At 66.6% G+C, this 6,326-nt stretch carries 7 protein-coding genes; all 7 read left to right on the top strand.

What is annotated here, in order from left to right; translation table 11 throughout:
- Positions 1-5: 5 nt before the first annotated feature.
- Entirely contained in the window at positions 6-935 is a 930-nt protein-coding gene (locus ABDV69_RS05475; protein ID WP_343572350.1) for an ABC transporter substrate-binding protein, read from the top strand.
- A gap of 48 nt (positions 936-983) precedes the next feature.
- Positions 984-1,613: an allophanate hydrolase subunit 1 gene (locus ABDV69_RS05470; protein ID WP_343572342.1), complete on the top strand. Its 630-nt coding sequence runs from the start codon at positions 984-986 to the stop codon at positions 1,611-1,613.
- A gap of 3 nt (positions 1,614-1,616) precedes the next feature.
- A complete protein-coding gene (locus ABDV69_RS05465) occupies positions 1,617-2,534 on the top strand; it encodes a 5-oxoprolinase/urea amidolyase family protein (protein ID WP_343572341.1) in 918 nt (305 codons plus the stop codon).
- Between the two features lie 9 nt (positions 2,535-2,543).
- Positions 2,544-3,089 carry a GNAT family N-acetyltransferase gene (locus ABDV69_RS05460; protein ID WP_343572339.1) on the top strand — a complete coding sequence of 182 codons (546 nt, stop codon included), beginning with the start codon at positions 2,544-2,546 and terminating at the stop codon, positions 3,087-3,089.
- Between the two features lie 230 nt (positions 3,090-3,319).
- Positions 3,320-3,616 (top strand): hypothetical protein, encoded by a 297-nt coding sequence (locus tag ABDV69_RS05455; protein WP_343572338.1) that lies wholly within the window; start codon positions 3,320-3,322, stop codon positions 3,614-3,616.
- 77 nt (positions 3,617-3,693) lie between these two features.
- Positions 3,694-4,524, top strand: a complete 831-nt coding sequence (locus ABDV69_RS05450) for a hypothetical protein (protein WP_343572336.1) — start codon at positions 3,694-3,696, stop codon at positions 4,522-4,524.
- Between the two features lie 40 nt (positions 4,525-4,564).
- On the top strand, positions 4,565-6,326 hold a 1,762-nt coding region (locus tag ABDV69_RS05445), incomplete at its 3' end, for a fumarate reductase/succinate dehydrogenase flavoprotein subunit (protein ID WP_343572334.1).

Below are 6,326 nucleotides of genomic sequence, written 5' to 3'. Positions count from 1 at the left end.
CCGGCCTGCTCGCACTGGCGGGTTGCTCGTCGGACAAGGCGCCGCCCGCGGCGACCGGTGGCAGTGCCGGCGGGCCGGTCACCATCCGGCACGCCTTCGGTGAGACGACGATCACCGATCCGCCCAAGCGGGTGGTCAGCGCGGGCTTCACCGGGCAGGACGACCTGCTGGCGCTCGGGATCGTCCCTATCGCGGTGACCAACTGGTTCGGCGACCAGCCGTTCGGCGTGTGGCCGTGGGCCCAGTCTAAACTCGGGGCGGCCAAACCCGTTGTGCTGAACCTGGACAACGGGATTGAAGTGAAGAAGATCTCGGCCCTGAAGCCGGATCTGATCGTCGCCACCGACGCCGGTCTGGATCAGGACACCTACCAGAAGCTGGCGGCGATCGCGCCGACGCTGGCGCAGTCCGACGGCGACGCATTCTTCGAACCCTGGAAAGACCAGGCGAAAGCCATCGGCCAGGCGGTCTTTCAACCCGGTCAGATCGCCGCGCTGATCGACGGGGTCGACAAGGGATTCACCGCCGTCGCGGAGAAGTACCCGCAATTTAAGAACAAGCGGGTGTTGTTGCTGCAGGGCAAGCTGCACGACGACAACGTGGTCGCGACCACCGGCTGGCAAACCGAGTTCCTCAAGCAGATGGGCCTGGGCGTCCCGGAGAGCCTCGCCGCCTTGGCCGTCGATCAGCACCGCGCATTCATCCCGCGCAACAAGATCACGTCGGTCCTGGGCGACGCCGAACTCTTGATCTGGACCACCGAAAGCGAGGCGGAGCAGGGTGTCCTGCTGGCGAATCCCGATGTGGCGGAACAGCGTTCGCGCAGCGTCTTCACCACCAAGGACCTCACCGGAGCCATCGCCTTCGCGTCGCCGCTGAGCTACCCGCTGGTGGCGGACCAGTTGCCGCCGCTGATCGCCGCCGTATTGCACTAGCCACGAACGGCCCTGGCAACTCGGACCGCACCGGGTTACCGTCGAGTAGTGAGCGCGGGGGAGATCGGCACGGTCCTGGACTACGGAGACCGAGCGCTGCTGCTGCAATGCGGCAGCACCGCTGAGGTTTTGGCGTGGTCGGCCGCGCTGCGCGACGCCGGGATACCCGGGGTGCTCGACATCGTCCCGGCCGCGCGCACAGTACTTCTCGAACTCGACGGGTCCGGCCGACAGAACGCTGTTCGTCGTCGGCTGCACACCCTGCAGGTGGCCGCCGGCGCGCAAACCACCGCTGCGGGCGGGCCGCTGGTGATCGACGTCGTCTACGACGGCGACGATATCGCCGAGGTCGCCGAACGCACCGGACTCACCGCACGGGAGGTGGTCGACGCGCACACCGCCAAGCCCTGGACTGTCGGATTCTGTGGTTTTGCACCGGGTTTCGCGTATCTGGTGGGCGGCGACCCGCGACTGGCCGTGCCGCGTCGATCCGACCCGCGCCCCTCGGTCCCCGCCGGCGCCGTCGGACTGGCCGGCGAATTCACCGGAATCTATCCGCGTCGCTCCCCCGGCGGATGGCAGCTGATCGGCCGCACCGACGCGGTGTTGTGGGACGTCGATCGACCCGACCCCGCGCTGCTGACCCCAGGCACCCGGGTCCAATTCCGGGCGGCGTAACGCATGCCGGCTCTGGAGATTCTGCGCACCGGACCACTGGCGGTCGTCCAGGACCTCGGCCGGGTAGGCCTCGCACACCTGGGCGTCACCCGCTCTGGAGCGGCGGATCGGCGTGCGCACACGCTGGCCAACCGGCTGGTGGCCAACCCGGCCGACCGCGCCACTGTCGAGGTGATGATGGGCGGATTCGCGGCACGCGTCCGCGGCGGCGCCGTCGACATCGCCGTGACGGGCGCTGACACTCGGGCCACGGCCGGCTCAACAATGTTCGGCGCCAACAGCATTGCGCATCTCCGCGACGGCGAATTGATCTCGCTGGGCGTCCCCCACTCCGGGCTGCGCAGCTACCTGGCGGTACGCGGCGGTTTCGACGTACCGCCGGTGCTCGGCTCGCGCAGCTACGACGTGCTGTCGGGCATCGGCCCGCTTCCGCTGCGACCCGGCCAGATGTTGCCGATCGGGGAACACACCGAGGACTACCCCAAACTGGACCAGGCTCCGGTCGCGGCGATCCCGCGCCAACTCGTCGACCTGCTGGTGGTGCCCGGACCGCGCGACGACTGGCTCACCGACGCCGACGCTCTGGTGCGCACCGTCTGGACGGCCTCCGACCGTGGCGACAGGGTGGGCATACGCTTGCAGGGACGGCCACTGGTGCACCGCGACCCGGGCCGCCAACTGCCAAGTGAGGGCGCGACGCGTGGCGCGATCCAAGTGCCGCCCAACGGATTACCGGTCATTCTCGGCCCCGACCACCCGGTCACCGGCGGCTACCCGGTGGTGGGCGTGATTGCCGACAAAGACATCGACAAGGTCGCCCAGCTGCGCCCCGGCCAGCCCGTGCGCCTGCACTGGTCACGCCCGAGATCTTTGCCGACTTCAGTGTCGGCTTCGGTAGCGGCGGAGTCGTCGAACTGGTAGACCAGCAGGGTGCCCACCCAGGTTCACACCGCCCGCCTGGTCCACACCGCCGATCTGGAAAGCGACGCCCGGCAGCGCGCCCACGACATGGTCGGCGAGGCCTTCGGCGGCGATTTCACCGACACCGACTGGGAACATGCGCTGGGCGGCATGCACGCCCTGATCTGGCATCACGGCGCAATCATCGCGCACGGCGCGGTCACCCAGCGGCGGCTGCTCTACAGCGGCGCCGCACTGCGTTGCGGGTACGTCGAAGCTGTTGCCGTGCGCGAGGATTGGCGCGGGCAGGGTCTGGCGATCGCCATCCTCGACGCGTGCGAGCAGGTGATCCGCGGCGGCTATCAGCTTGGCGCGCTGAGTTCCTCGGACCGCGGCCGACGCCTGTACACGCTGCGCGGCTGGCTGCCGTGGCGCGGGCCCACGTCGGTGCTGGCGCCTACCGGGCCGACCCGAACGCCCGACGACGACGGCTCGGTCTTCGTTTTCCCGCTCGGGGCCAACCTCGACGCCACCGCGGGGTTGGCGTGCGATTGGCGCGACGGGGATGTCTGGTAGCCGCGTGCGCCGACCGCCCCGGGAGCAACGCCGCGGCATTAGTCGGTAATCGAACCGACATTCGGCTGGCATAGACAGTTGGGATGGCCCTGCGGCGGTCGCACCGCGTGCGGGAGCCGATCCCGCCGGGATAGCGGCGCACGCGTGATCCGTCTCACGCTTGCGCCGCGCGCTCGGTAGTATTGGCGTCGTACTGTGATCCAAGACACCTTCGCCTCCCGGGAGATCCGTTGCCTACCACTACCGAACTGGCCGAACTGCACGACCTCATCGGCGGCTTGCGGCGGTGCGTGTGCTCACTGAAGGCGCGCTACAGCGACAGCCCCGCGGTGCGCCGCATCGTCATTGACGCCGACCGCCTTCTCGGCGATGTCGAATTACTCGACACCGATGTATCCGAACTCGACTTAACGCCGGTCAACGTGCCGCAGTCCAGCGAGAAGATCGCCATTCCCGATACCGAGTACGACCGCGATTTCTGGCGTGACGTCGACGACGAGGGTGTCGGGGGCCACAACCGGTCCTGACATCTCGGCCCGCCGGGAATCCGGGGGCCGGCTCTGTGTAGTCTTCGACGAACAGCCCGTTCGAAGAGGAACATTTGATGAGCGCACCTACGGCGAACCGTCCTGCGTCCGGTGTCTTTTCACCTACGCGCGCACACATCCAGGCACGTTCGCTACGCACCGACAGGTGGTGGTTGTCGCCCCTGCGCATTGACGTGGGATTCGCCGCATTCCTCATTTACGCGACGGTGCGCGCGTTCTTGCAGAACAACTACTTCGTTCCGCAATACCACTACTTGACACCATTCTATTCGCCATGTGTCAGCCAGGGATGCATCAAAGCGGCCAGTGATTTCTGGCCACAGATCCTGCCGGACGTGTGGTGGCTGCCGTACGCGGCGCTGACGCTGCCGTTCCTGCTGCTGTTCCGGCTGACCTGCTACTACTACCGCGGTGCCTACTACCGCACGGTATGGCAGTCGCCCACCGCCTGTGGGGTGGCCGAGCCTCGCGAGCACTACACCGGTGAGACCAAGTTCCCGCTGATCATCCAGAACACCCACCGGTACTTCTTCTACGCCGCCGGCATCATCTCGGTGATCAACAGCTACGACGCGATCGTCGCCTTCCACTCCGACCACGGGCCAGCTGGATTCGGTTTCGGGTTAGGCAACGTGATCCTGCTCGGCAACGTGATCATGCTGTGGGTCTACACGCTGTCCTGCCACTCGTGCCGCCACGTCACCGGCGGCCGGCTCAAGCACTTCTCCAAACACCCTGTGCGGTATTGGATCTGGACCCAGGTCAGTCGGCTCAATACGCGCCACAAGATGTACGCCTGGATCACCCTGGGCACCCTGATGTTCACCGACTTCTACATCGCGCTCGTCGCTAGCGGCACCATTTCCGACCTGAGATTTGTTGGCTGACAAGCCGTTTCACGGGTATCAAAGAGTTTAGTGAGGTTTCATGACTGAGGTCGAACGGCACTCCTACGACGTCGTCGTGATCGGTGCCGGCGGCGCGGGTCTGCGCGCGGTCATCGAGGCGCGCGAACGCGGTCTTAAGGTCGCGGTGGTAACCAAGTCGCTGTTCGGCAAGGCCCACACGGTGATGGCCGAGGGCGGCTGTGCGGCCGCGATGGGTAACACCAACCCGAAAGACAACTGGAAAACTCACTTCGGCGACACGATGCGGGGTGGGAAGTTCCTGAACAACTGGCGGATGGCCGAGCTGCACGCCAAAGAGGCGCCCGACCGGGTGTGGGAGCTGGAGACCTACGGCGCGCTGTTCGACCGTCTCAAAGACGGCAAGATCAGCCAGCGAAACTTCGGTGGGCATACCTACCCGCGGCTGGCGCACGTCGGTGACCGCACCGGCCTGGAGCTGATCCGCACGATGCAGCAGAAGATCGTCTCGCTGCAGCAGGAAGACCACGCCGAGCTGGGCGACTACGAAGCCCGGATCAAGGTCTTCGCCGAGTGCGCGATCACCGAGCTGATCAAAGACGGTGACGCGATCTCCGGCGCTTTCGGCTATCACCGGGAAAGCGGCAACTTCGTCTTGTTCGAGGCACCCGCGGTGGTGCTGGCCACCGGCGGCATCGGCAAGTCGTTCAAGGTCACGTCGAACTCCTGGGAGTACACCGGTGACGGCCATGCGCTGGCGCTGCGAGCCGGCGCGACGCTGATCAACATGGAGTTCATCCAGTTCCACCCGACCGGCATGGTCTGGCCACCCAGCGTGAAAGGCATCCTGGTCACCGAGGGTGTGCGCGGCGACGGCGGGGTATTAAAAAATTCGGAGAACTCCCGCTTCATGTTCAACTACATCCCGTCGGTGTTCAAAGGCCAGTACGCCGAGAGCGAGCAGGAAGCCGACCAGTGGCTCAAGGACAACGACTCGGCCCGTCGCACCCCGGACCTGCTGCCTCGTGACGAGGTCGCCCGCGCGATCAACGCCGAAGTCAAGGCCGGCCGCGGCGGCCCGCACGGCGGGGTCTACCTCGACATCGCCTCGCGGTTGACTCCCGAGCAGGTCAAGAAGCGACTGCCGTCGATGTACCACCAATTCATGGAGCTGGCCGGGGTGGACATCACCAAAGAGCCGATGGAAGTCGGCCCCACCTGCCACTACGTGATGGGTGGCGTCGAGGTGGACGCCGACACCGGCGCCGCCACCGTTCCCGGGCTGTTCGCCGCCGGCGAGTGCTCGGGCGGTATGCACGGCTCCAACCGACTCGGCGGCAACTCGCTGTCGGACCTCTTGGTCTTCGGCCGTCGGGCCGGCCTTGGCGCCGCCGACTATGTGGGCGCGTTGAGCAGCCGTCCGAAGGTCTCGGAGGACGCCGTCGACACCGCCGCGAAGCGGGCGCTGGCTCCTTTCCAGACACCGACGAACGGCGCCGCCGCGGAGAACCCGTACACCTTGCAGCTCGAGCTGCAAGACTCGATGAACGACCTGGTCGGCATCATCCGTAAGTCCGAGGAGATCACCGAGGCCCTCGGACGGCTGGACCAGCTTCGCGAGCGGTTCAAGCACATTCACGTCCAAGGCGGTCGCCAGTACAACCCCGGCTGGAACCTGGCGCTGGACCTGCGCAACCTGCTGCTGGTCAGCGAATGCGTCGCCAAGGCTGCGTTGGAGCGCACCGAAAGCCGCGGCGGCCACACCCGCGACGACCACCCCGGAATGGACTCGTCGTGGCGCAAGGTTCTGCTGGTCTGCAAGG

This window comes from Mycobacterium sp. (genome assembly GCF_039583785.1).
GTDB lineage: Bacteria > Actinomycetota > Actinomycetes > Mycobacteriales > Mycobacteriaceae > Mycobacterium.
The sequence above is the reverse complement of the archived record's forward strand: the minus strand, read 5'-3'. Positions and strand labels throughout refer to the sequence as shown.